Origin of the sequence: Kiloniella sp. (genome assembly GCF_048259265.1) — a bacterium.
Lineage (GTDB): Bacteria > Pseudomonadota > Alphaproteobacteria > Kiloniellales > Kiloniellaceae > Kiloniella.
In genome coordinates, this window is sequence record NZ_JBLXHT010000009.1 from 36,483 (window position 1) to 58,917 (window position 22,435).

Genomic DNA, 22,435 nt, shown 5'->3' on the forward strand with positions numbered 1-22,435 from the left:
ACTCGTACGGGTAAGCTGAACTAAAATACCTTATCCAAATTCAGCACCGTAGTATTACTCGTCATCAGCCGTCTTTTTATCCCGCTGAACAAAAACAGATATCAAAGCCAAAACACCGGATACAACCATCAACATCAGTGACACAGCATTCAATGCAGGAGTTGATCCTTGTTTCAGGCGATCAAACATCGTGATTGTCAGGGGAGAGTCCGATCCAACCAACATCAGTGTTGTGTTGAAGTTCTCAAAAGACATCAGAAAACAAACAATTCCCGCACCAACCATTGCAGGCTTCAAGAAAGGAAGCGTAATCGTTTTTACCGCTTCCCACTTTGTTGCGCCCAAATTCAAAGCAGCTTCTTCCAAGCTGGTATCAAATTTTCGAAGGCGAGCCGAAATCACCAACGTTGTGATCGTCGTTACAAAAGCAAACTGCCCCATAATAACGATAAATAAACCTGGGCGCAGAAAATCCAAATCCAGTCCGAAGCTGTCTTCAACACCATTGGCAATCGAGTTAGTGAAAATCAGGATAGAGATCCCCAATATCACACCGGGAATAACCAATGGCATCAGTGCGAAGATGTAGAGAACATTTTTCCCCGGGAAAGTATGGCGTTCAAACAAAAATGCATTACAGGTTCCCACAAAGACGGACAAAAGTGTCACACAAATTGCAATAAACCCGGAATAGCCAATTGATTCCAAAAGTTGTCCATCATTAAAGACCCCAATACGGGTATCTTCTGTGCCAATAAACCAGTCGAACGTGAAACCATTCCATGGCATGGACGGGAACAGACTATCGTTAAATGCAAAGACGCCAACAACCACAAGCGGTGCCGCCAGATATATAAAAAACAGTGTTATATAAGCCGCATAAAGACGTGTGCTGAACTTTGACTGAGGAAGAGACGGTATCATATCAAAGCTCCTTATTTCACAGTATCAGCAAGTGTCTGGCGACTTAACTTTAAGCCGACAAAAACAATCGCAGATGAAAGGAATAAAAGAAGGAAGCCAAAGGCAGAGCCAGATTCCCAGTTAAAGCGTGTGATAAACTGGTTATAGATTTGCTCGGTAAACCACAGGCTATCTTTCCCCCCAAGAAGGGTTGGCGTTAGATAATTCCCCAGCGTCAGCATAAAGACAACAATACAGCCCGATGCAATACCCGGCATCGCATGTGGAATAACGATCTCGCGCAAAATAGAGTACGTGCTGCCGCCAAGATCATACCCAGCTTCGATAAGGCTATCATCCAGCGTATCCAGCACAGAAACTAGCGGAACGACCATAAAGAGCATGGACGTATAAACCAGACCAACCATCAACGTTGCATCACTGTAGAGCAGCTCGACAGGTCCATCAACAAGACCAGCCCATTGCAGAAAACTACTGATCACACCGGATTCACGCAGTAAAATCATCCATCCAAAAGTTCTGACAAGCTCGGAAACCCAAAAGGGGATCAAGCACATCATGAACAACAGGTTACGCTTTTTGCCCTTAAGAACTTTAGCAATGTAGTAAGAGACCGGAAAACCGACGACCAATGTGATCGCTGTTGCGACAATGGACATGACAGCCGTACGAACAAAGGTGTTCCAATAAAGCGGCTCAGTAAAAAATTCGATATAGTTCTGAAAACTAAACGCATACTCCCGATACCCTAGCTTTTCACGTAGAGAGACAGTCAAAAGATCGAGATGCGGTAAAATAATAAGTAGAAACAGCCAAAGCAAAAGCGGCAACATCAATAAAAAAGTCCCGAGTTTGATCATCGGGATTGTGTCACTCTTGTCTGTTCCAGAGGTCATCTGGAGTGTACTCATGCCGCCTGCTCCTTACCAAGTCCTGCCTGAGAGACATAAGCGCGGGCCTTGTCCACCCCCCAAGACAATCGAAGCTGTTCGCCAGACTTGAGATCGCTAAAAGCACCTGTCTGTGGCAGTGAAACGGTGACCTGATGGCCTGTTTGCTGATCACGTACCTGCGCACGACTGTTCGCGCCATCGAAGAGAAGATTTTCAACGATCCCGGACAGAGTATTCTGACCATCTTCAATATGAGCACCTGTCTGAGCAGAGCTATCGCGTTCAATAGTAATCGCTTCTGGTCGCACAAAAAGCTCTACTCTGTCACCAGCAGCAAGGACTTTTTCGTTCCCAGTAATCCCGGCAATAACGCCGCCATCATCAAGTGATACCAGCGCCTGTCCGTTATCGATCGTATCAACCCGCCCACTCCAGCGATTAGAATCACCAACAAAACCAGCAACAAAAGCTGTTTTCGGGTTGTAATAGAGATCCTGTGGCGATCCAACTTGCTCAAAGCGTCCCTGGTTCATAACAGCAACGTTGTCAGACATAACTAATGCTTCGGACTGGTCATGAGTAATATATACAAAGGTTGTACCCACCTCGTGCTGAAGCTGTTTCAGTTCAACTTTCATGTGTTCACGTAGTTTTAAATCGAGAGCACCTAACGGCTCATCAAGAAGTAAAACAGCAGGCTCAAGTACAAGAGAGCGCGCAATCGCAATACGTTGACGCTGCCCACCAGAAAGCTGCGTCACATCTTTTGGTCCTGCGTCGGGCAAACTTACCCGTTCCAGAACATCAGCAACCTTTTTATCGATTTCGGCCTGCGGCAGTTTTCTACGTTTCAAGCCGTAGGCGATATTCTCAGCCACGTTCATCATAGGAAACAGTGCGAGATGTTGGAAAACCATATTCACGGGACGTTTGTTCGGGGGAACCCCCAACATTGACTGTTCCTTGATGACAATGTCACCTGCTGTCGGCTCAATAAAACCGGCAAGCATACGTAAAAGAGTGGTCTTACCACAGCCACTTGGACCGAGTATTGAGAAAAAAGATCCCTTTGGAATTTCCAAAGACACATTATCAACAGCTGTAAATTTCCCAAAGGACTTCACCAACTGCCGACACTCAAGATCCAATTGATTGCTCATATTCTTTATTTACCTGCGAAAGGGTGTTGTATTTATCAGGTCTGTTGGCCTGTTATGCCGGGTTTTAAAGTCCCCCGAGATTAGGACTTTAGCGGAAAATGACGGAACAAACCGCTGATGGCAATACCCCCGATCTCTAACAAGACCGGGGGCCGCCTTTTATGTACCGTATGGCATGCTCTTCTTAGTTAGAAGAAGCAGCTTTCACACGATCCAGAACTTTACCTTCGATAGTTTCAAGCCCTGGTGGTACAGTTGGGTACCATTTGATGTTATCAAGATCAGCCTGTGGGAAACTTCCCTGGAACTGAGCTTTCAGCGTCGCATCAGCGTGCTCATCAGCACCTTTGGATGCTGTGAAGTTACCGGCAACTGCTGTAATTTGTGCAGCAACTTCAGGACGCATTACGAAGTTGATCCACTTGTAAGCAGCAGCTTCATTTTCAGTTTTCTTTGGCAGAACAAAAGTATCAATCCAACCAAGAGCACCAGATTTAGGCGCAACAAAAGTTACGTCTGCATTATCGTTGTTAAGCTTCCATCCGCCTGTATCCCAAGCCATAGCAGCAACAACTTCGCCTGAACGAACAAGGTTAAGAAGTGCGTCGCCGCCTTCCCAATAGGTTTTCACATTTGCTTTACAAGAAATGAGCTTGTTTTCAACGTCGCCCATGATTTCTTCGTACTTGGCTTTATCGCCATAAGCAGCAAATGGGTCGTGACCCAAAGCAAAAGCAAAACCAATCAAAGTTGGACGCTTCAGACGGTAAGAAACTTTACCAGCAACCGCATCATTACAAAGATCAGTATAATCTTTAACCGTGCTAGCAAGCTTTGTGTTCAAAACCAGACCACTTGTACCCCATACGTGTGGCACACCGTAAACATCACCCTTATAGGTTGTGTTTGTCTTTGTTGCTTCAAGCATAGAGCCGATGAACTGACTAGAATCGATTTTCGAAAGATCAATTGGCTTGTAAATTCTATGTTCGGCCTGCGCACCAGAAATACGGTCTTGGCTAGGCTGAGCAAGGTCAAAACCGCCACCGCCAGTCGCACGAAGTTTGGCAATCATTTCTTCGTTGTTAGATTTAGTAACCTTAACATCGATGCCAGTTTCTTCCTTGAACTGCTTAACAACAGATTCAGGAGCATAACCACCCCAGGTAAGAAGGCGTAGTTCTTCTGCATGTGCTTGACCAGCAAATGCCAGGCCTGCGATTGCAGTTACACCCAGAATTGCCTGCTTAAGCGAAAGCTTGGCTTTCGTGTTAATCATAAAAAACCTCCGTGTTTATAAATGCACATGTTCGATTGCGTTCTAGTCCCAAAGGACTTTTTATTCACCGAACAAGAGCTCTCCAAGTCTGACTTGAATGTTCAGAATGAACATTTTCCTATCGTGAATGCACACCTACAGGGCGTGTATTACAGTGACATTGAACTTTGTTTGCAATCCTGCTTTTACACAGTTTTACTTGCGGCTTTGTTGTTTTGGAAATACTACACTGATAGTGGCATCACTTTAAGATCCATTATTGGATGGCCAATCAGACCAATTTTACATTAAGTTCACGATTATGGCTAAATTTGCATCCGGCGCCTTACTAGAAGGTATCAAACTGGACCCGACATCACAAACACCGCTTTACAGACAGCTCTATAGCGGCATCAGAAAGCTTATTCTTTCCGGTGACTTACCACCTGGAACCAAGCTTTCAGCCAGCAGAACAATTGCTACTGAACTGGAAATTTCCAGAACAACGGTCATCAATACAATTGAACAAATGATTTCCGAAGGTTTTTTGGAAACACGTCGAGGGGCGGGCACTTATGTAACCCATCGTTTATCAGCAATGACCGATTTCTACCAATCGGCAAGTGATGACGACCCCGATTCTTTCGAAGAAGATCCTGATTTAACTCTTTCAAACCGAGGCCTTAAATATTCGGAACTGCCTCATCAATACGAACCAGAAGGCATTTACACCTTTAGGCCAAGCCAACCGGCATACGAGCTATTGCCGCATGATGTTTTTTCTCGCCTGACCAACAGATATCAACGCAAGCCATCCAACGACGATCTAACCTACGCAGATCGCGGCGGCTTCATGCCTTTGCGAGAAGCAATTTCGAGCTACCTGAAAACATCCCGTTCAGTGCGCTGCACACCAGAACAGATCATTATCACCTCTGGTACCCAGTCCGCCCTTAATCTTGCTAGTCAACTCCTGCTTGATCCCGGCGATACTGTCTGGATGGAAGATCCTGGCCATACCGCTGCACGCTGTGTCTTCGAAGGAACTGGCGCCAATGTCGTTCCCATTCCCCCGGATGAACACGGATTCAACCCTGATCTCTGCCCGGAAGAAGCCAAAGATACCCCGGCACGCCTTGCCTATGTAACACCGTCAAGCCAACACCCCTTGGGTTATCGGATGCCCCTCACCCGTCGCATCAAACTTCTGGAGTGGGCACAACAAAACAATACCTGGATTTTTGAAGACGATTACAACAGTGAATTCAGATATACGGGGCGTCCCCTGTCAGCTTTGCAAGGGCTGGATAAAGGGGGAAGAGTTCTTTATGTCAGCTCATTTACCAAGATACTCTATCCCGGTCTTCGACTAGGCTATATGATTGTGCCCAAATCAATGGCAGAGGACTTTGCTCATGCCTCTACCATTTTACAGCGATCAACCCCCAAGTTGACCCAGCAAATTATTGCGGACTTTATAAACGAAGGTTTCTTCGCCACACACATGCGGAAAATGCGTCGTGTATATCATCAACGCCAACAAATTCTTATTGAAGCAGCAGAAAAGCACCTCAAAGGGCTGGTCGAGATTAACCCGGTAGAACAGGGTTTCCACTGTAACGCCTGGCTTCCCGATCATGCAGACCCTGAACAAGTCGAACAAACGTTAAGAGCCGCTGGCTATGCCGTAAATAATCTGGACTATTACTGCATGGCCCCGCTCAAACGAAAAGGCTTTATGATTGGTTTTGCGGGGACACCCGAAGAAAAAATTTCTGACGGCATCAAAGGCATGGCCAAGATACTGAAAGAAATTCTCTAAGATTAAAACTCCTTAGCAATTCCAAAGACATCAAGCAGAAAAAGCTACGACAGGGCTTTCTTTAACCGGCTGACCGCTTCTTCAAGGACTTCCATTCGCTTGCAAAAGCAAAAACGGACTAAGTTCGTGGGGCCCTCCATGTCAAAGAATACACTGACCGGGATTGCTGCAACTTTTGCCTCTGTCGTTATGTAACGGCAAAACTCGTCATCTTTGCCAGAGTGAACACCTCGAATATCGACCGTAACGAAATAAGTACCATCACACGGCAAGACATCAAAACCAATATCAGCTAAAGCCTTTGAAAGATAATCCCTCTTACCTTCCAGATCTTTTATTAGATTATTGAAATAACTTTGATCTTTTGACAATCCCGCAGCCACTGCCTTTTGCAAATTTGGTGGCGTGGTAAAGGTCGTGAATTGATGTGCCTTGATAATCGGGGTTAAAACCTCTGGTGCGCCACAAACATAACCAACTTTCCAACCCGTAAGCGCAAAACTTTTCCCCGCAGACCCGATACGAACCGTTCGATCCCTCATCCCCGGAAGCGTGATCAGCGGATAGTGCTTTCGTCCGTCAAAGATGAGGTGCTCATAAACTTCGTCACATACCGCATAGATGTCATACCGCAAACACAATTCGGCCAAGGCTTCCAGCTCATCCCAATGGAACGCCTTTCCTGTTGGGTTCATTGGGCTGTTGATAATAATCAGTTTGGTTTCCTGGGTAAGGGCTTCATCCAGCTCTTCAATCGGCAGCTTCCAATCAGGTGCCGACATAGGCACAATTACCGGAATACCACCTGCTCTTTTAATAAGCGGGATATAACAATCATACGATGGCTCCAGAACGACAACTTCATCACCAGGCTCAATTAACCCGAACAAACAATCCGCCAAGGCTTCGGTTGCCCCGGAAGTCACCATAACTTCGGTCTTCCAATCCAGATTTAAGCCATAAAACTTTTTATCATGGTCAGCGATCGCTTTGCGCAATTCAGGAATACCCATCATAGACGGATATTGATTGGGGCCTTCCATCAAGCTATCAGCCGCTATTTTCCGTAACTCTTCCGGGCCGTCTTCATCTGGAAAACCCTGTCCCAGATTAATGGCATCATGTTTCAAGGCCAATTGGGACATCACCTCAAAAACAGTCGTACTATAAGAAGAAAGGACAGAATTGGCGTCTTTCATGGTTTTGGCTCCCGGTTAGAATTTCTTGCATTAATAGTAACACCTTAGCTGGTTTTCACACAATGAAAGTTCAAACTATTATTGATCCCATGACCACTTCGTCATTCCCCTGAGAAAAACTGACTGATCTACCAAATAAAATCACTTCCCGATGCCCTCGATCTAATCCAAGTTCCTTTTTTAATCGTCAACAGATTTTCCCACACATTTGCCCTACGACATTCGGGGGCCAAATAGCTACTTACGGAGTAAAGAATGAGCTCGCTCGCCCAAAAAGGACAATTTGACGTTTCAGCAAAGGAACTGAACCTTTCAGATCGCTCCCTGGAAATCAGATGGTCCGACGGCAAAGTTGCAACCTTCCATTACCTATGGCTTCGCGACAACTGTACAAGCGGTTTCCATCCCTCAACACAAGAGCGCCTATTCAACCTGACGACGGTAAGTCCTGATATATACGCCACCGAAGGAAACTTTGACCAAACCACCTTGTCTATCAGTTGGTCAGAAGAGGCACACAAAAGCACCTATCAACTACAATGGCTTTATGAGAATGCCTATTCCCCCAATTTCAAAAAGCCGAACACATCCGTTATCGTACCTTGGGGAACAGAAATCCTGAATGATATGTACGAGGTCGAATACAATGACCTCATGCAGGATGACCTGGCTCTATTTAACTGGTTAAAAGCAGTTCAAAAATCCGGCATTTCTTACGTACGCAATGTACCTTGCACAGACGAAGGGGTTACAGATGTTGCCAATAGGATCTCTTTTCTGCGCCAAACCAACTTCGGAACTGTTTTTGATGTGCAATCAAAACCAAACCCCATCAACAACGCCTATACCTCCGAAGCTCTGCCCCTTCATATTGATTTGATCAATCAAGAAACACCGCCGGGATATCAATTCCTGCACTGTCTGATGAATGACAGTCTTGGTGGAGAATCAACTTATGCTGACGGCTTCAAGATCATAGACGAGCTCAGAAAAACAGATCCAAAGGCATTCCATCTGTTAACGACCGTTACTGTGCCCATGCGATTTCATGATTTTGAAACAGACATTCGAACACGGAAAACCATCATCAATGTCGACGAAAATGATCAACTTATTGAGTTAAGGTACAGCCCGCACCTCGTCGATACTTTTGATATGGATGAAAAAATAATGGACCGCTTCTATCTTGCCTTTAGAAAGCTCATGGTTCTGATTAATGATCCACGTTTTGTTGTTTCTGTAAAAATGACCCCCGGAGATCTCTGCATCTTTGATAACAGACGGGTCATGCATGGTCGAAATTCATACGAAGCTGGTGATGGCTACAGTGGGGTAAGACACCTGCGGGGATGCTATGTAGATCGAAGTGATTTTGAAAGCCGTCTCCGCGTTCTGGCGCGGACTTACAGCTAGCTCTCTGATGGCCCTTAACAAAAACTCATCCCTTTCGGATTGGGCTTTTGGCTTTACCAAACAAACGGTGACATTCCATCATAGAGCAATTTCGCACCGGCCAATATCATCATCAGATAACTGATTTGGTAGAACAGCTCAGGCGCAATTAATTGATGTAACTTCAAACCTAACCAAATGCCCAAGGGGACAATTGGCACAAACAAAAGCGAAAGCATCAGGTTTTCAGAAGAAAATTGCCCCATCCACGCATAGGGTATCAACTTAACCTGATTAACAATAAGAAAGAAGGCAACATTTGTTCCGACAAAAACTGTTTTGTCTAACCGCTGCCGCAAAAGGAAAAACTTAACTGGGGGACCGCCCGCATGAGCCACAAAACTGGTAAATCCAGCAATCACACCGCATCCAATTCCGACAGGAGACGACGCCTCTGTTTGTTTTCTTTCTTTTTGATTACTAATAAAATAACTCAGCCCAAACAACAGCGTCAGAAGCCCTAGCAAAATCCGGATATCATTCGCCTCGACATAACTATAGGTCAGTGCGCCGATACCAATCCCCGATAAAGCTCCGAGAACAAGCACCGTTAAATTTTTACGGTGAAAGCTTTTCCGATAAGCCCAAATACTAAGAGCATCCATACAGCACAGAATGGGTAGCATTATCGCAGCCGCTTTAAAGGGGGAAATGAACATCGCCATCAAAGGCACGGTCAAAGCCCCCATTCCCCCCGAAAATCCGCTTTTGGAAATTCCGGTGATTAAAACAGCAAAGGCTGCGACGATATAAAAAGAAAGAGAAACATCCGGCAACATGAAGCGCGGCCATCCTGTGAGATAAATGTGTCACCCAGTTACACTACAAATTCCCCAAAAGGCAAGTCAGGGAATAATCAAAGCGCAAAATCATAAGCTAAGATACTGTATCAATTTAAAAATAAATATTTTTCACGGAATTATTAACGTCCAAAAACAATTCTTATCAACCTGCCTTTTTGTGAACAAAAGGTTGTCTTTTTAATATCACACCTAAAGCACGGATCATCAGCTAGGTTAATAGCCAAGATCTACTTGGGGCACCTTAGTCGTTACTCTAGGTATCAAATTTTGATCAAGCTAATTGAAAAATAAGAGGAGCCCAAATTGCAGTATTTAAACCGTGTATGAATGAAATTTATATCCACGCCTTTTGATCCAAAACACTGCATTGAAAAGGCTTAGATGAATGCATGATTAGGTCTCTCAAACATAATCAGCCCATTCAATTTAAATAATTCACTGTCTAAAAACTGTAATTGGAATCCTAGTTATGAAAAAATTTATGCTTGCCCTATCTCTAATCGTCTTGTCATCATCACTAACAGCTCCGACCTTTGCCCAAGACATCATCGTCCCAAAAAACCATAAAGGTGAAGCGATGACACTTGCCGCGCTGGCTAAAGATGCGGCTTGGAGGCAGAAAGTTGCAAAGCAATGGAAAATTTCTGAGGCAAAACAGAATACACGGAAACTAAGATATACAAAAGATAGCTTCTATACTGCGGATAACACTCAAGAAGCCTCGCTATATAATAGTTCTTCATCAAAATACATCTATAATTAAAACCTTAAATCGCGGCTCGATAGGCAATCTAATTTCTGTTAAAAGCAGTATGGTTACCTGTGTGTTCAGCTCTATTCAATAGCCCTTAATTGTGATTGTTGAGATCATGTATCAGGTCAGGTGCTATTGTTTTTGCATCCTCGAGTAAGGCATCCCATTCAGGGCTATGCCTAAGCTCTCTGGCTGCGTTTTTGATTTTTACTTTTTTTGAAAAATTTGGCGAAGCATTGGATAGCATCAAAATCACATGTTTACAGCTCAAAAAATAAGGCGTTCCAATATCGCCTGTTGTCATACCGACTTTGGGCAACGAAGCATGAATAACTTGTTCTGTTCCGGTTACGACATCTACGCGCCCTTTTTTAAGTAACCACAAAGCCTCGGTAAAATTAGCGGTTTCGATTTTCTTAATCGCTTTGTTTTGATCTATCCAAGAACCTGTGCTTGCCCCTCTGACTATAGCCAAACGCAAGCCTTCGATGTCCTCTTTGGACTTAATATCCAGCGCCTTTAACCCCACAAGCATTTTATCAAGCATAATAGTAGGTTCTAAAGGCGTTGCGAATTCTTCAGACAGATAATCTTGAAATGTGATCGTTAGATCATAGGTTCCTTTTTTCATGCCACGGAGCAATCGTTGCCTTGGCACAAGAACAACTTCTATAGGTTCGTCCAAAAATTTCGACAAGTGCTTAAAATAAGAAACTGTAACACCATCAATGCCCCCTGATTCATCATAAAATCCCCACGGCTCTTCAGCCAACACAACAGCTTTCAACGGATTATCCGCGGCAAAACTATAGCTGATCGATGACATCATCAAGAACAGAGTAAAGGAGTACAACTTCATTAACGCAAGCAACCAAACGCAAAAAAAACAAACGTAAGCAGATCATTACAACAATTCCACCACCCATCAAGCGTTATATTAAGTGCGTAAATTTACACAGTTATTTAAAAAAATTGAGAAATGTGAAACTATTATGACAGTATCTTCTTGCTCTGGCTTGCTCAGCAGGAAAAGGGTAATAAATCTTTTCTACAAAGGTGAAAGGCAAGAAAGTGCCAATTGAAAACGAGTATAAATTTGCTCTCCACGATCCAGAGGGCAAGCTAGAAGCAACGTTATCAGCCTCGGATTGTTTTCGTGCCGCCATACGACAGGGCTATATTCGAAAAGGTGCTCGTATTCGTGAATGGCATGACCTTCAGGCACAGACGGTCCGTTATATTTTTACCTACAAACAACGTGTCGATGATGACGTTATCGAGGTAGAAACAGACATATCTGAAGATGATTTTAACCGTCTTTGGTCTGTACGTGAGTATAATGTCACCAAAGTTCGCTTTAAATTCATTGTCGATGATGTGACGTGGGATGTTGATTTTTTAAAGGATCATGGTAAAACCTATTTCTCTTTGGCAGAAGTAGAATTACCCGAAGACGAACGCACCGTTCCAATGCCGCCTGACCTGATAAAGGATTATGTGCTGGGGAGTACAGGGCGACACGATAAAACCCTGTCAAACAAACGTCTTTTGCATATTGATTATGCCAAGCAAGTCCAAGCCGCTTTTATCACTGGTGAAGATGCCGTTAGGGAATTGGTTTCAACATACCAAGTAACATAACCTTCTTTAAACTGGCCTTTTCAGGAAAAGAACGCGTAATATATATTTACGATCTCACTGAAACAAAAATGCGGCCTCTGATAATTTGACTTCACCGGAAATCAAGTTCTCCTCTGACAAAACAACACTGACCTACTTTCTTTCCGGTTCTTGGACAACCCAAGAACTCGCCAGCGTCATCACGCAAGTCTCTTCTTCAAAGAGTTCAAATGAAACCGGCGCAGATAACGTGGTTCGAGTATTCGACCTGAAAGCTGTCGAGGTTATGGACACAGCTGGCGCTCTTTACTTTCTACAATATAAAGAAGGCATTGAAGGAACCGGAGGGAAAACATCTCTAAAAAGTGTTCCTAAACATGTCAGACAAATTCTTGATACTGTTCAAAAACATAGAATAAAAGAATGCCCCCCCGAAAACAGTCTCGTTGGTTTAAAGAAGCTTCTTACGGATACAGGTGAGAGTTTTTTCAATACCATCACGCAGGTACAAGAACTCGTTGCATTTTTTGGGTTGGTTCTGGTTGCCTTCGCCAGACAAATGACCAACCCTAAACGCATCCGATGGACGCCTTTAGTAGCACAAATGGAACAAATCGGGATTCATGCCCTTCCGATCGTTGGTCTGATTTCCTTTCTGATTGGTGTGGTTTTGGCCTTTCAGGGTGCCGGACAGCTCGAACGTTTTGGCGCACAGATATTCACAATTAATCTCGTTGCTGTCGGTGTGTTGAGAGAAATGGGCATTTTACTCACCGCCATTATTGTGGCTGGCCGATCTGGCAGTGCCTTTACGGCACAATTGGGAACCATGAAGGTCAACGAAGAAATTGATGCCATGCGCACAATAGGTTTAGACCCCATTGATGTTTTGGTTCTCCCTCGCATTTTGGGATTGATACTGGTTTTACCCCTATTGACCTTTTACGCAGATATCATGGGCATTCTTGGAGGCGCAGCGATGACCATGCTCACGCTTGATCTGTCCTTTTATCAATACGTCCGTTATCTACAGGATGCAGCCTCACTGGGGGATTTCTGGGTTGGCATAATCAAGGCCCCTATTTTTGCGTTTATTATTGCCCTGATAGGCTGTCACGAGGGCCTACAGGTAAGTAGAAGTGCCGAATCAGTTGGCCGACAAACAACCCGTTCTGTTGTTGAGGCAATCTTTTTTGTCATTGTTTTAGATGCGCTTCTATCCATTCTCTTCTCTGTTATGGGGATTTGAGAATGCCCACGGTAATCAAATCTGAAAACCTTGTTATCTCACTCAAAGGTATTCGCAATCAGTTTGGCGACCACATCCTTCATGACCACCTTGATCTCGACATCAGAAAAGGCGAAGTTTTAGGTGTTGTTGGTGGCTCGGGCACCGGAAAATCGGTTTTGATGCGCACGATAATCGGCCTTAATCAAAAAGCAGCAGGGTCCATAAAGATCCTGAAACAAGATGTTGATCAGGTTTCGCAAGCAGAATTAAGGGCCTTAAGACAGCGCATGGGAGTCCTTTTTCAGGATGGCGCCCTCTTTTCCTCCCTGACCGTATCTCAAAACATTGAAGCCGTGATTAACGAACATACAAAACTCCCGAAACAGTTTGTACGGGAAATTGCAGCTTTGAAAATTGCCTTGGCAGGCCTACCAATTGAAGCAGGAGACAAATACCCTTCTGAACTGTCTGGCGGAATGAGAAAAAGGGCTGGTATTGCTCGCGCTCTGGCTCTGGACCCTGATATCCTTTTCCTCGATGAACCAACCGCGGGCCTTGACCCTATTGGTGCCGCCCAGTTTGATGCATTAATCGCAAAGCTACAGGATACATTAGGACTTACTGTTGTTATGATTACCCATGATTTGGATTCACTCCATGCCATCTGTAATCGTATTGGCGTTCTGCTGGATAAGAAAATAAAGGTCGGTACAATTTCAGAGCTATCAAAAGAACCTGATCCATGGATCAAGGAATATTTCGGCGGTCCAAGAGGACGGGCAGCGACAAGATCACATGCATAACGGCAACTTAAAAATTATGGTAACAAGCCACAACTATATGAATAGCGCCCTAATCCAGACATATTCTGGGACATATTCCGGGATATATTTTCCCGGTAAGGAGATATAATGGAAACCCGTGCAAACCATATGATTGTCGGCTCTTTTGTCATTGCTTTTTTTATCGGGGCTCTCGCCTTTGTGGTCTGGCTCGCAAAGTTTGAATCAGATCAAAGCTATGCCAATTACAACATTATTTACCGAGGGGATGTTACAGGTCTAAAACCCGGAAGCCCAGTTCGCTATCATGGCGTCAACGTAGGAGAAGTCGTTGATGTTGCCTTGTCGCCGGACAAACCAGCAGAAGAAGTTGTTATCCTTTTAGAAGTAGAAGAAGGCACCCCCGTAAAACAAGACACCACAGCGACACTCCAGCTAGAGGGGATTACAGGTGTTAAATCCATCCAACTGACAATTGGCAATATGCAGTCTGCGCCACTTGTCGAAGAAGGCCCCTATGGTCACCCTGTCATCCAATCAAAAACATCCGCTCTAGATCAGTTATTAGAAGGTGCACCAGAACTGGTCTCAAGCGCCAATGTTCTTCTTGCTCGCGGCAATGATCTACTGAATGACCAAAACAGAGTAAGTATTGCCCTAACGCTTAAGAACATTGAAGCCCTGACAAAAGCCCTTGCTGAAAAAGAAAATCAAATCTCAGGTCTTATCGACGACACCGCCGTTACTGCCAGCAATATGAAGGCCGTTTCTGTATCGGTAAAAGAGTTAACTGATGAACTACGTCAGGGCAGCACAGAGATAATAAACAAAACTAACCATGCGATCACCTCGTTGGATAACGCCGCCGTATCAATTGATAATCTTGTTGGCAAAAGCACCCCCGAAATCAAAATTCTCGTACAGGATTTTCAACAAACAGCTCGCAGTTTTGCAAGCACCAGTAACCAGGTCGAAGCCCTTATCAGGGAAAACAGAGAACCTCTTCAAGACTTCACATCCACAGGGCTTTATGAATTTTCCAACCTGTTGTCAGAAACAAGAACTCTTGTCCGGGACCTACAACTCATCGCCGGAGAAATTGAACGCGATCCCGCTAGGTTCTTTTTTGGCGATAAGCAAAAGGGCTTTGAGCCACCGGAATAATATATAAAAATGGCTTTTTATAATTGGAAAAACGATAATTCTGGCCCCACTATACGTAAAGATACGCCGAAGACGCAAAAAAAACGACAACGACAGAGTAAGTAAGCCCAATGAACGATACAGATAATAAAAAACGCGCCTTCCTGAAACTTGCTGGCTTGCTTCCTGTTTCTGGCCTTCTAGCATCCTGTGCAACTCTTATTCCCGGACAAGGTCCACTTCCTGACCTTTATCGCCTATCGCCAAAAAGTACTTTTGACGAAGGCTTACCAAAGGTTCCATGGCAGCTGGTCTTAGAACAAACTTCTGCCAATGCCAGCTTGAACACAACAAAGATTGCGCTACAGCGTAAAACCAATCAGATGGAATATTACGCCAATGCCGGGTGGGTCGACAAAGCCCCGATCATGGTCCAGACGCTGCTTGTGGAATCATTTGAAAATACCGATAGAATTGTGGCAGTTGGTAGAGAAACCATCGGCCTAAGATCAGATTTTATTCTCAAAACTGAACTCCGCGAATTTCAAACTCTTTATTTTGGCAATACGCCAGAGGTCAGGGTTGTCATTAACGCGAAAATTGTACAAATGCCCCGGCGAACAATTATTGGCTCCCAAAGTTTCGAGGCAAGGATTCCAGCCCAATCAGATCAATTGAATTCTGTTGTAGCTGCTTTCGACGAAGGGCTTGGGAAAGTTATAAAAAAACTCGTTGAATGGACTCTCATTACCGCACATTCAAAATATAAAGGATAGGCGATTTCAGAAAGGCCCAAAAGCGCTACAGTGTGTAGTAAACTGATTTTTTTACTCTATTCGAAACATCAAAACGATTATACCGAATTTTCGAATTGCGAAGCCCTTTAATTTATCTAATTTTGCGATGCTCACTTCATTTTGCCCCAACGTTCTTATATCTGGAAAGCATCCAAATGATTATCAGGGACAAACCTAATGTATTCAGGTTATTTTTTGTTCTAAAGGGGTCAATAGTTCCAACGATCGCACCCCAAATTCTTTTTACAGCTTTGCTAGGACTGTTGGTTTATTTTGTTCACCTTTACGCGCCGACCTATCTACCACACTTAACAGTTACACCCTTTATTTTACTTGGCGTAACGCTTTCAATCTTTCTAGGCTTTAGAAATAGCGCTTCTTATGAACGCTGGTGGGAAGCGAGAAAACTCTGGGGACAGTTGATTATCGACACGCGTTCTCTTGCGAGGCAGACTCAAACATACGCATGGGTAAAAGGTTCTTCAAATAACAATCAATCTACTGAGATAGAAAGTAAAGCCACCGATATGGCTTTAGTATGCAAAACGCATCAGGAAAAAATTGTTTTCCTTGCAATCGGCTTTGCACACTCGCTACGCCATCACCTAAGGGGTACAGATTATAGTGACGATGTTCACAGGTTTCTATCCCCCGGTGATTTTCAAAGCCTCAATAGAGTTCGCCACAAGCCCAACTTCATTTTAAACTTAATGGGGCAAGAGCTCCGCCAGATGCTTCAGAAAGAATTCATCGGTGAAATCTCGGCAAGGAACTTAGAAGAACGCCTGACCTCCCTATCCGCAATTCTCGCCGCCTGTGAACGGATACACAATACACCTCTGCCCTTTGCCTATAACTTACTCCTTCACAGAACAGCGTATATCTATTGCTTTTGCCTTCCTTTTGGTCTCGTTACATCATTGGGCATAATGACACCTTTTGTAACAGCAATAATCGCATACACCTTTTTTGGTCTGGATGCTTTGGGCGAAGAGTTAGAAGATCCTTTTGGCACATCAGCACACAATCTCGCGCTGACAACAATGTCTCGCAATATTGAAATTAACCTGCTAGAGACACTTAATGAAGAGAACTTACCAGAACCGGTAAAGCCAAATGGCTATTATCATATCTGACCTCAATATCCAGTAAGCACTTAATCAATCGATCTTTGCCAATAGATGGCGAAGGTGTTGGCGTTCTTCATCAGATAGATTTGATAACATAGCCTCTTCTTTTTTTACATGTGTAACCACCATCTCATTTGCCAAGTCAAAACCGTCATCAGTCAAGGCGACCATTTGCCCTCGCCTGTCATTTGGGTCCATCATTCTCTCAATAAGGCCACGTTTCTCAAGACGATCAAGCCGATTGGTCATCGCAGATGTTGATAACATCATATCTTTAGCTAACAACGAAGGAGACAACGTCTCTCCTTTTCCTTGACGGCGTAGTGTGAACAACACATCCATACCGGCAAAATCCAGATTGTAATTAGAAATATTATCTAAAACGCCCTGCCGAAGTTTTTCCCCGGCCCGCCAAATTTCACCACAAACAGCCATCGGCGCCGGATCTATATCAGGCCTCTCACGACGCCATTGCGCTAAAATTCCTTCCATTGGGCCGCCTTCTGTTGTCGACGAAATAACAGCCTTTTTGGGAATCGACTTTTTGGGGACTTGACTCATCACTAAACAATCCTTATTTATTACGACATCAAATTATTTGACGTCAAAATATCTTATATCAAATCATCCTAGATAGAGATACATGACGCCCCAAAAATTGTAAAGGCCCATAAGCAGTAAAGGGTCTGGAAATAGTAAAGGATTGCGTTATGCCAGATACATCACTTCCACTCCGCACCCCGAACCACCCTATTGATCCATTATTTATCAACAGGTGGTCTCCCCGTGCTTTTGACAGCAGCAATATTCCGAACGATGATCTTCAAACCATTTTGGAAGCAGCAAGATGGGCGCCCTCAGCATTTAATGTACAGTCTTGGCGCTTTGTTTATTCCCATCGTGGTGATGAATACTGGAATACACAATTGGATCTATTAGACCCCTTCAATAAAAATTGGGCACAAAACGCATCAGCATTGGTTTTTGTTATATCGGACAAGATTGTCTCTGGGGATGGTACACGGCCAGACCGCCCATCAAATTACAACAGTTTTGATACAGGGGCAGCCTGGGCTCAGCTAGCCCTTCAGGCTTCTATTAGTGGATACAAAGCCCACGCAATGGCTGGCCTTTATTTCGACAAAGCACAAGAAGCATTAAACCTACCAGACCGTTACAAAGTGGAAATTGCTGTTGCTGTTGGTAAAAACACAGACCCGGATTTTCTTGTCCCCGAACTACAGGAAAGAGAAATTCCCAGCCAACGCCTTTCTAGTACTGAAATTATTTTTTCTGGCACGTTTTCATAATGCTTCACACCAAGCACTTTTTGAGTGTTATTTAACAACAAGTACATTCGTACTCAGGAGAAGACAAATGAGTTTATCAACAACAAACAATGCCTCGGGAAACAACTCAAAGAGTAAAAATGTATTGAAAAGTCCTACCAGTCTTCTCCTGATAACCGGCACATTAATCGGTTTCAACTTCCCTCTTGGGAAGATCGCAGGTGAAGCAAACGTTTCGCCTATGATCTGGGCGCTTTTGGTTTCTGTCGGGGTCTCTAGCCTTATACTACCAAGCTTAGCTCTACGAAAACAGCTCGTAATACCCAAAGGAAAAACATTACGTTACGCTATTATATCGTCTCTTATTTCTTTTGTTATTCCGAACCTGCTTCTTTTTAGTGTTATTCCCCATGCCGGAGCAGGATATACAGGATTAATGTTTGCGCTCTCACCTGTGTTTACCTTAGCACTTGCAACCTTATTCAAGTTAAAAACACCTAATTTTTTAGGATTAGTCGGTATAGGCATTGGCCTCATCGGTGCTATCGTAGTGAGCATCACTCGTGCAGGTTCAGCAGAAGCCCCGGAACTTATTTGGATTATCGCGGCAATCCTGATCCCCCTGACACTGGCATGCGGTAATATCTATAGAACCATTGATTGGCCGGAAAATGCACTTCCAGACAGCCTTGCATTCTGGAGCCACGGCTTTGCAATATTAGTGTTTATTGCCTTGCTTCTTGCCACTACAGGAACCGTCCGGATTTCAGAACTTGCCGTAATCCCATGGATCGCAGCAACACAAGCTGTTGTAGCTGGCTTAACTTTTCCGGTTTTCTTCAGATTGCAACAAAAGGGCGGTCCAGTTCTGCTTAGCCAGATTGGGTATGTTGCCGCCGCCGTCGGTCTTCTAACCGCTACCTTTATTCTCGGCGAACGTTATAGTCTTTTTACTTGGGGCGGAGCAGGCATAATAGCCATCGGTATTGTCATCACCATTATTTCACAAAGGCAAAAAACATAATAATCCTGCCCTAATGACTTCCCTTCAGGCCTAGGGTGTCACAACGACATCTTAGGCCTGAAGGGAAGTCATTAAATTGGCTCCATCTTGTAAAAACTTGTACCACAGAAAATTAACGTGCGGATTTTTAAGCGCTTCGGGATGGCAAACCATAGAGATCTCTGTTTCTGGTATCGAACCTTGCCAATTGACCCTACAAAGCCCCATATGTGTTGCGATATAATCAGGCAAAACACCCATACCGACACCTGCCAGAACTGCTTGCGCTTGGACAGGCACGCTATCGGATCGAAAAACAATGTTTTTAGAAAGCGGGCGAGATGCAAAGTTTTCCATATAAGGCATCGACATGTAGGCTTCATTAAACCCAACAAGCTTATGTAAAGTTAAGTCCTCCTCAGAATTGGGTTCGCCATAGGTTTCGAGATATTTTTCCGAAGCCCATAAACCGTTTTTTAAGGCGAATATCTTTTTTTCAACTAGCTCCGTATCTTTTCGCCCGTGAACTCTAAAGGCGATATCTGCATCACCACGATGTATATCCTCTAATTGATTACCCGGCGATAATAAAACTCTCAGGTCGGGTTCACGCCTTTGAAGCTGAGCAACAACCTGTGGTAACCAATAAGCGGCCAATCCCTCGGTTGCCGTCAAGCGAACGGGCGGATAATCACGCTGGCCAAAGCTTTCCAACTCTCTCTCAAGGCGAAACGCCGTTTCAACAAGGGGCGTTATCCTCTTCGCAAGCAACAAGCCATAGGCCGTCAGGCGCACATACTTGCCATCGCGTTCCAAAAGCTGTTGCCCTAGGCGCTCTTCCATCGCGGCAATCCGCCGACCAACCGTTGGTTGGCTTACGCCTAACTCTCGGGCAGCAGCAGAAAGCCCACCGTTTTTAATAACGGCCTGAAAATATCGATAATCATCCCAATCACTCATCTATTCATTTTTGTATTAATAAAGATCAAAAACAAACATTTTTATTTATAAAATTAATTGCGTATGATTTTACCAGAATGAACACGCTGCGACGGGATTATACCAATGAGCCAAGAGCATCAATACAGAACTCACCTTTCCTGGACAGGGAACAAAGGAAGCGGGACGAGCAACTACAAAGCCTATGATCGCCATTATGACATTATAATAGAAGGAAAAACTACATTGTCAGGCTCTTCGGATCCTGCATTTCGTGGAGATCCCACACGACATAATCCCGAAGACCTTTTATTGGCATCGATTTCGTCCTGTCACATGCTGTGGTATTTGCATCTCTGTTCAGTCAATAAAATTGTTATCGTCGATTATCAAGATACGTCAACAGCGACAATGACCATGAATCCAGATGGGAGTGGGCAGTTTACAGCGGCAACACTTAACCCGATTGTGACCATTAGTCAGGGCTCTGACAAAGAAAAAGCCATACAACTGCATCGTGACGCAAATAAACTATGCTTTATTGCCAGATCGGTGAATTTCCCTATTCATCACAAACCACAGATAAAAATAGAAACATAAATCAGCTAAAAGCCACGGTCAGGTTCCTAGAAACTGACCGTGAGCGCAATTCTCTTACCTAAACTATTCAGACGGCATTCTATTCCACGCATCCAGCGCTGCGACCTTATAAGCCTCGGCAAGGGTTGGATAGTTGAATGTGTTCTCAACAAAATATTCCAGCGTGCCCTTTAGATTGAGAACGGCCTGCCCAATATGAATAAGCTCTGTCGCCCCTTCTCCGACAATATGCACCCCAAGAAGACGTCGGGTTTTAAGCGAGAAAATCATTTTCATCATACCGTGGCTGAGGCCCATAATCTGTCCCCGAGCGGTTTCGTGAAAGTGACAAACACCGCACTCGTATGGAATACCCCGCTGTTGGACTTCTTCCTCTGACATACCAACCGTCGACATTTCCGGGACAGAATAAATTCCATAAGGGAAATATTCAGGCGCGTCATAAGCATCTTGCTCAAATGCGTGACAGGCAACGATGCGTCCCTGCTCCATGGATGTTGACGCTAAACTCGGAAAGCCGATGACATCCCCCGCAGCATAAATGTGGTCAACCTCAGTCTGAAAATTTTCATTAACTTGAATTCGGTTACGATGATCAGCCGTTATGCCAGCTTTATCAAGCCCCAGTTTATCAGTCGCACCCATTCGCCCAGCAGAGAAGAGAACCATATCGGCCTTAACGATACGCTTGTTTTCCAGCGTAATCGTATTACCTCCGCCCTCGATCTTCGTGATTTTCTCGACCCCTTGCCCAAAACGGAAAGTGACATTTTGCTGTCTGAGAAGGTGCGTGAATTCAGCAATAAGTTCTCGATCAATGAAATCGAGCATCGTCTCTCTTGGCTCAATAACCGTTACGGCAACATCCAATGCACTGAATATGGTCGCGTATTCAATACCGATAACCCCGGCGCCTATCACGGCAAGTGACCTCGGCAAGGTTTTTAAATCAATAATTTCATCGCTATCAATGATCGTCTCCCCATCAAAGGGAATGTAATCAGGCCTGTGAGGCTGCGTGCCCGTGGCAATAAGAATTTTATCACCATGCACAGACGTCACCTCACCTTCGTCATCAACAACCTCAAGCGTATTAGAGTCAACAAAGTGTGCAAGCCCTTGTATCCAATCAACTTTATTACGGACAAACTGATGCTCAAGATTGTCCACCTCGTGCTGCAAGGTCATATGCAACCGTTCGAGAAGGTCTTCCGCGGTAATATTATCTTTCACACGATAGGAACGACCATAGAAAGTACGCTCACGCCAACCTGACAAGTTCAGAACTGTTTCCCGTAGTGTCTTACTTGGCAATGTACCGGTATGAACAGAAACACCGCCGATTGCAGGACTTTTTTCAATAACAAGAACTCGTTTGTTCCATTTCGCAGCCTGAACAGCAGCCCGCCGCCCTGATGGCCCACTTCCGATAACAACAAGTTCATACCGTTCCATACTTTCCCCCAGCAATCTTTCTTCTATGTCGAATTTTCTTCAACAAAAGCACATCATGTCATTAAAACACGCTGATGTTATTTGCTGTATATCACAGCTTATATAGTTCAAGGTTTATTCAATCTCTATTGATTAACATCAATCGGATAACAATTAAAATCATGCCCTGATATTACAATAC

At 44.3% G+C, this 22,435-nt stretch carries 22 protein-coding genes; 12 read left to right on the forward strand and 10 right to left on the reverse strand.

All coding sequences use genetic code 11. The annotated features are described in order from the left end of the window. Positions 1-54: 54 nt before the first annotated feature. From ACN0QW_RS14360 to ACN0QW_RS14375, 4 genes are all read right to left on the reverse strand, one after another. A complete protein-coding gene (locus ACN0QW_RS14360; protein ID WP_417432291.1) occupies positions 55-924 on the reverse strand; it encodes an ABC transporter permease in 870 nt (289 codons plus the stop codon). An 11-nt stretch (positions 925-935) separates the two neighbouring features. Continuing rightward, entirely contained in the window at positions 936-1,835 is a 900-nt protein-coding gene (locus tag ACN0QW_RS14365; RefSeq protein ID WP_417432292.1) for an ABC transporter permease, read from the reverse strand. After that, positions 1,832-2,977, reverse strand: a complete 1,146-nt coding sequence (locus ACN0QW_RS14370; protein ID WP_417432293.1) for an ABC transporter ATP-binding protein — start codon at positions 2,975-2,977, stop codon at positions 1,832-1,834. The genes ACN0QW_RS14365 and ACN0QW_RS14370 overlap by 4 nt, the downstream gene beginning before the upstream one ends. A gap of 184 nt (positions 2,978-3,161) precedes the next feature. After that, positions 3,162-4,256 (reverse strand): extracellular solute-binding protein, encoded by a 1,095-nt coding sequence (locus ACN0QW_RS14375; RefSeq protein WP_417432294.1) that lies wholly within the window; start codon positions 4,254-4,256, stop codon positions 3,162-3,164. A 301-nt stretch (positions 4,257-4,557) separates the two neighbouring features. On the opposite strand from ACN0QW_RS14375, the gene ACN0QW_RS14380 reads away from it, so the two are divergent. Then, positions 4,558-6,057, forward strand: a complete 1,500-nt coding sequence (locus ACN0QW_RS14380) for a PLP-dependent aminotransferase family protein (protein WP_417432295.1) — start codon at positions 4,558-4,560, stop codon at positions 6,055-6,057. 44 nt (positions 6,058-6,101) lie between these two features. Here ACN0QW_RS14380 and ACN0QW_RS14385 read toward each other — a convergent pair whose 3' ends face one another. After that, on the reverse strand, positions 6,102-7,256 hold the full coding sequence (locus ACN0QW_RS14385; RefSeq protein WP_299376910.1) for an aminotransferase: 1,155 nt from the start codon (positions 7,254-7,256) through the stop codon (positions 6,102-6,104). Positions 7,257-7,511: 255 nt separating this feature from the next. On the opposite strand from ACN0QW_RS14385, the gene ACN0QW_RS14390 reads away from it, so the two are divergent. After that, on the forward strand, positions 7,512-8,669 hold the full coding sequence (locus ACN0QW_RS14390; RefSeq protein ID WP_417432296.1) for a TauD/TfdA family dioxygenase: 1,158 nt from the start codon (positions 7,512-7,514) through the stop codon (positions 8,667-8,669). Positions 8,670-8,722: 53 nt separating this feature from the next. Here ACN0QW_RS14390 and ACN0QW_RS14395 read toward each other — a convergent pair whose 3' ends face one another. Next, the gene (locus ACN0QW_RS14395) at positions 8,723-9,487 is read right to left on the reverse strand and encodes a sulfite exporter TauE/SafE family protein (RefSeq protein ID WP_417432297.1); all 765 of its coding nucleotides are present in this window, start codon (positions 9,485-9,487) and stop codon (positions 8,723-8,725) included. A gap of 493 nt (positions 9,488-9,980) precedes the next feature. Between ACN0QW_RS14395 and ACN0QW_RS14400 the strand changes: the two genes are divergently transcribed. Next, positions 9,981-10,274: a hypothetical protein gene (locus ACN0QW_RS14400; protein ID WP_417432298.1), complete on the forward strand. Its 294-nt coding sequence runs from the start codon at positions 9,981-9,983 to the stop codon at positions 10,272-10,274. 85 nt (positions 10,275-10,359) lie between these two features. Here ACN0QW_RS14400 and ACN0QW_RS14405 read toward each other — a convergent pair whose 3' ends face one another. Then, complete coding sequence (locus tag ACN0QW_RS14405; RefSeq protein WP_417432299.1) at positions 10,360-11,124, reverse strand: substrate-binding periplasmic protein; 765 nt, start codon at positions 11,122-11,124, stop codon at positions 10,360-10,362. Positions 11,125-11,336: 212 nt separating this feature from the next. On the opposite strand from ACN0QW_RS14405, the gene ACN0QW_RS14410 reads away from it, so the two are divergent. The 6 genes from ACN0QW_RS14410 (at position 11,337) to ACN0QW_RS14435 (ending at position 16,974) form a co-directional block, all read left to right on the forward strand. Beyond that, positions 11,337-11,906, forward strand: a complete 570-nt coding sequence (locus ACN0QW_RS14410) for a hypothetical protein (protein WP_417432300.1) — start codon at positions 11,337-11,339, stop codon at positions 11,904-11,906. 85 nt (positions 11,907-11,991) lie between these two features. After that, positions 11,992-13,134: an MlaE family lipid ABC transporter permease subunit gene (locus tag ACN0QW_RS14415; RefSeq protein ID WP_417432301.1), complete on the forward strand. Its 1,143-nt coding sequence runs from the start codon at positions 11,992-11,994 to the stop codon at positions 13,132-13,134. A gap of 2 nt (positions 13,135-13,136) precedes the next feature. Beyond that, positions 13,137-13,919 carry an ABC transporter ATP-binding protein gene (locus ACN0QW_RS14420; RefSeq protein WP_417432302.1) on the forward strand — a complete coding sequence of 261 codons (783 nt, stop codon included), beginning with the start codon at positions 13,137-13,139 and terminating at the stop codon, positions 13,917-13,919. Between the two features lie 108 nt (positions 13,920-14,027). Next, the gene (locus ACN0QW_RS14425; protein ID WP_417432303.1) at positions 14,028-15,062 is read left to right on the forward strand and encodes an MlaD family protein; all 1,035 of its coding nucleotides are present in this window, start codon (positions 14,028-14,030) and stop codon (positions 15,060-15,062) included. A gap of 110 nt (positions 15,063-15,172) precedes the next feature. Then, positions 15,173-15,817, forward strand: coding sequence for an ABC-type transport auxiliary lipoprotein family protein (locus ACN0QW_RS14430; protein ID WP_417432304.1), 645 nt, complete (start codon positions 15,173-15,175; stop codon positions 15,815-15,817). A gap of 176 nt (positions 15,818-15,993) precedes the next feature. Continuing rightward, positions 15,994-16,974 carry a bestrophin family protein gene (locus ACN0QW_RS14435; protein WP_417432305.1) on the forward strand — a complete coding sequence of 327 codons (981 nt, stop codon included), beginning with the start codon at positions 15,994-15,996 and terminating at the stop codon, positions 16,972-16,974. Between the two features lie 24 nt (positions 16,975-16,998). Here the strand turns inward: ACN0QW_RS14435 and ACN0QW_RS14440 are convergent, their stop codons facing one another. After that, positions 16,999-17,529 (reverse strand): MarR family winged helix-turn-helix transcriptional regulator, encoded by a 531-nt coding sequence (locus ACN0QW_RS14440; RefSeq protein ID WP_299376878.1) that lies wholly within the window; start codon positions 17,527-17,529, stop codon positions 16,999-17,001. 149 nt (positions 17,530-17,678) lie between these two features. Here ACN0QW_RS14440 and ACN0QW_RS14445 point away from each other — a divergent pair, with 149 nt between their 5' ends. Both ACN0QW_RS14445 and ACN0QW_RS14450 read left to right on the forward strand, forming a co-directional pair. Next, positions 17,679-18,278, forward strand: a complete 600-nt coding sequence (locus tag ACN0QW_RS14445) for a nitroreductase family protein (protein WP_417432306.1) — start codon at positions 17,679-17,681, stop codon at positions 18,276-18,278. Positions 18,279-18,345: 67 nt separating this feature from the next. Further along, the gene (locus ACN0QW_RS14450; protein WP_417432307.1) at positions 18,346-19,281 is read left to right on the forward strand and encodes an EamA family transporter; all 936 of its coding nucleotides are present in this window, start codon (positions 18,346-18,348) and stop codon (positions 19,279-19,281) included. Between the two features lie 51 nt (positions 19,282-19,332). On the opposite strand, the gene ACN0QW_RS14455 is transcribed toward ACN0QW_RS14450, so the two are convergent. Continuing rightward, positions 19,333-20,220, reverse strand: coding sequence for a LysR family transcriptional regulator (locus ACN0QW_RS14455; protein WP_417432308.1), 888 nt, complete (start codon positions 20,218-20,220; stop codon positions 19,333-19,335). Between the two features lie 105 nt (positions 20,221-20,325). On the opposite strand from ACN0QW_RS14455, the gene ACN0QW_RS14460 reads away from it, so the two are divergent. Continuing rightward, a complete protein-coding gene (locus ACN0QW_RS14460; RefSeq protein WP_417432309.1) occupies positions 20,326-20,799 on the forward strand; it encodes an OsmC family protein in 474 nt (157 codons plus the stop codon). 63 nt (positions 20,800-20,862) lie between these two features. On the opposite strand, the gene sthA is transcribed toward ACN0QW_RS14460, so the two are convergent. Next, a complete protein-coding gene (gene sthA, locus ACN0QW_RS14465; protein WP_299376864.1) occupies positions 20,863-22,254 on the reverse strand; it encodes a Si-specific NAD(P)(+) transhydrogenase in 1,392 nt (463 codons plus the stop codon). Between the last annotated feature and the right edge of the window lie 181 nt (positions 22,255-22,435).

Coding starts and splice junctions, on each gene's coding strand:
- ACN0QW_RS14420 (WP_417432302.1), top strand. CDS start 13,137: ATGCCCACGGTAATCAAATCTGAAAACCTTGTTATCTCACTCAAAGGT.
- ACN0QW_RS14360 (WP_417432291.1), bottom strand. CDS start 924: ATGATACCGTCTCTTCCTCAGTCAAAGTTCAGCACACGTCTTTATGCG.
- ACN0QW_RS14370 (WP_417432293.1), bottom strand. CDS start 2,977: ATGAGCAATCAATTGGATCTTGAGTGTCGGCAGTTGGTGAAGTCCTTT.
- ACN0QW_RS14365 (WP_417432292.1), bottom strand. CDS start 1,835: ATGAGTACACTCCAGATGACCTCTGGAACAGACAAGAGTGACACAATC.
- ACN0QW_RS14430 (WP_417432304.1), top strand. CDS start 15,173: ATGAACGATACAGATAATAAAAAACGCGCCTTCCTGAAACTTGCTGGC.
- ACN0QW_RS14385 (WP_299376910.1), bottom strand. CDS start 7,256: ATGAAAGACGCCAATTCTGTCCTTTCTTCTTATAGTACGACTGTTTTT.
- ACN0QW_RS14425 (WP_417432303.1), top strand. CDS start 14,028: ATGGAAACCCGTGCAAACCATATGATTGTCGGCTCTTTTGTCATTGCT.
- ACN0QW_RS14455 (WP_417432308.1), bottom strand. CDS start 20,220: ATGAGTGATTGGGATGATTATCGATATTTTCAGGCCGTTATTAAAAAC.
- ACN0QW_RS14380 (WP_417432295.1), top strand. CDS start 4,558: ATGGCTAAATTTGCATCCGGCGCCTTACTAGAAGGTATCAAACTGGAC.
- ACN0QW_RS14405 (WP_417432299.1), bottom strand. CDS start 11,124: ATGAAGTTGTACTCCTTTACTCTGTTCTTGATGATGTCATCGATCAGC.
- ACN0QW_RS14440 (WP_299376878.1), bottom strand. CDS start 17,529: ATGAGTCAAGTCCCCAAAAAGTCGATTCCCAAAAAGGCTGTTATTTCG.
- ACN0QW_RS14400 (WP_417432298.1), top strand. CDS start 9,981: ATGAAAAAATTTATGCTTGCCCTATCTCTAATCGTCTTGTCATCATCA.
- sthA (WP_299376864.1), bottom strand. CDS start 22,254: ATGGAACGGTATGAACTTGTTGTTATCGGAAGTGGGCCATCAGGGCGG.
- ACN0QW_RS14390 (WP_417432296.1), top strand. CDS start 7,512: ATGAGCTCGCTCGCCCAAAAAGGACAATTTGACGTTTCAGCAAAGGAA.
- ACN0QW_RS14460 (WP_417432309.1), top strand. CDS start 20,326: ATGAGCCAAGAGCATCAATACAGAACTCACCTTTCCTGGACAGGGAAC.
- ACN0QW_RS14445 (WP_417432306.1), top strand. CDS start 17,679: ATGCCAGATACATCACTTCCACTCCGCACCCCGAACCACCCTATTGAT.
- ACN0QW_RS14375 (WP_417432294.1), bottom strand. CDS start 4,256: ATGATTAACACGAAAGCCAAGCTTTCGCTTAAGCAGGCAATTCTGGGT.
- ACN0QW_RS14395 (WP_417432297.1), bottom strand. CDS start 9,487: ATGTTGCCGGATGTTTCTCTTTCTTTTTATATCGTCGCAGCCTTTGCT.
- ACN0QW_RS14435 (WP_417432305.1), top strand. CDS start 15,994: ATGATTATCAGGGACAAACCTAATGTATTCAGGTTATTTTTTGTTCTA.
- ACN0QW_RS14450 (WP_417432307.1), top strand. CDS start 18,346: ATGAGTTTATCAACAACAAACAATGCCTCGGGAAACAACTCAAAGAGT.